Here is a 2,362-nt window from a genome sequence, read left to right on the forward strand (position 1 = left end):
ATAGGGGGGCATTCTGCACGACATAGCGGATGAAGGCCGCAAATCCATCCTACCAGACAAGACGGAGCTTCCTCGGGGGGGCAAAAAAATCTCGCGAATCACGGAATCCGAACCGGCAATTCGTTTGCGATTCAGTGGGCTTCACGTAGAATCCCTGTCCGCCGAATTGCGATTTGTTCGCCCCGTTCGTGTGCATGCCTCCCCCCGGCTCCCCCTCTTTTTCTCTACCTGCTGAGGTTTCCGCCCCCATGAAATTAATCTTTAATCCGCATCGTATCCTGCCAACGCAATCGGTCCTCGCGAATTGGCTTGTGTTAGTGATGGCTGCCGTGACGCTATTGCCTTCGGTGGTGCAGGCGAACGAGAGTGGCAGTGACACCAAGGTCTACGATGTAGTGATCTATGGCGGCACCGCTGCGGGTATCGTGGCAGCCGTGCAAGTCGAACGACTCGGCGGCTCGGCCATCGTGATCGAACCGAGTTCGAGAATTGGTGGTTTGACCACGGGCGGACTCGGCCAGACCGACATTGGCAATAAGGCTGCAATTGGTGGCATCTCACGCGAATTCTATCAACGTATTTCTCAGTACTACCAAAAACCTGAGAATTGGAAGTGGCAGACCGCTGAACAATACAAGAGCGGAGGTCAATCGCGAACCGCCGAAGGCGAATCGACGATGTGGACCTTTGAACCTTCCGCAGCGCTCGAAGTGCTTCAAAGTTTTGTCGACGAGCACGATGTGAAGGTCGTCTACAACGAACGGCTCGATCGCACAGGAAGCCGAAAATCGGGTCAAGTCGGCGCCGGCGTTGAGATCGCCGATGGCAAAATCGAGTCGATTCGATGCATCAGTGGAAACGTCTACCGCGGACGCATGTTCATCGATGCGACGTACGAAGGCGATCTGTTTGCAACCGCCGGAGTCAGTTACACCGTGGGACGTGAAGCCAACGCAACCTATGGCGAAACCCTCAGCGGAGTGCAAACCGCAAACGCCCGGCACCATCAATTGATGCCCGGTGTTGATCCCTATGTCCGCAAAGGGGATCCGGCGAGTGGATTGTTGCCAGGCATCGATCCGACTGGCCCAGGCGAAGAAGGTGCCGCAGACGATCGCGTGCAAGCGTATTGCTTTCGGGTCTGTTTAACGGACCATCCGGAAAATCGCATCCCCTTTTTCAAACCCGACGGTTACGACGCGAGTTTGTATGAGTTGATGCTGCGGAATTTTGAAGCGGGCCAGTCGGGGTTTCCCGTGATCAATTCGGGTATGCCCAATCGTAAAACCGACACCAACAATCGGACCGGTTTTTCGACGGACTTTATCGGGCAGAACTATGACTACCCCGAAGCAACCGATGCGGAGCGTCAGCAGATTATCGAGCGGCACCGCAATTACCAGCAAGGTCTGTTCTGGACGATGGCAAACCATCCCCGTGTTCCCGAGGCGACTCGCAAAATCGTTAGCCGCTGGGGCACATGTAAAGATGAATTCGAGCGTGAGGATGGCTGGCAACAACAACTCTATATTCGCGAAGCTCGGCGATTGGTTGGCGACGCCGTGATGACACAACATCACTGTCAAGGACGCACGGTGGCGGAAGATCCCGTGGGGATGGCAGCCTATACGATGGATTCGCACAATGTTCAGCGTTATGTCGATGCTAACGGGCATGCTCGCAACGAAGGGGATGTGCAAGTCGGCGGTTTCCCTCCCTATCCAATCTCGTACCGATCGCTGCTGCCGAAGCCGGATGAGTGCACGAATTTGATTGTTCCTGTTTCGCTGAGTGCGTCGCACATGGCGTTTGGTTCGATCCGCATGGAGCCCGTGTTTATGGTTTTGGGGCAATCATCGGCGACCGCTGCGATCCAGGCGATTCGTGATAAGCAAACGCTGCATGAAATCGATTTTGAAAAGTTGCGAGAACAATTGACGATTGATAAACAGGTGTTGGATTGGAAACCGGTACTACGCGAAGGCTTCTCGATCGACCCCAAGAAACTATCGGGAATCGTCCTTGATGACGTGAACGCTAAACGCACCGGATTCAACGGAGCGGGACATACGGTACCGAAGTTTGTTGGACACAACTATCGCCACGACGGGGACTTCGACAAAGGGAAGCAGCAGGCAACGTACTCGTTGCCCGTGGCAAAACCAGGACGTTATGCCGTGCGGATGTCTTACACCGCCAATCCCAACCGCGCCTCGAATATTCCGGTCACGATCACCCGCAAAGATCAGACACAGACGGTGACGGTCAACCAACGGAAAAACCCAGGCAAAGACGGCTTCCTCACACTGGTCGAGGACGAAATGAGTAGCGGCAGCATTTCCGTGACGATCAGCAACGAAGG

Annotated in this window: 1 protein-coding gene; it reads left to right on the top strand. The window is 54.8% G+C overall.

The genetic code is table 11. The features are described 5' to 3' along the window. Window positions 1-248 precede the first annotated feature (248 nt). Window positions 249-2,362 (top strand): FAD-dependent oxidoreductase (locus ABX962_RS34820; protein WP_372726254.1); only part of this gene is annotated, 2,114 nt, incomplete at its 3' end.

The sequence above is a fragment of the Novipirellula sp. genome, from assembly GCF_041583735.1.
GTDB lineage: Bacteria > Planctomycetota > Planctomycetia > Pirellulales > Pirellulaceae > Novipirellula.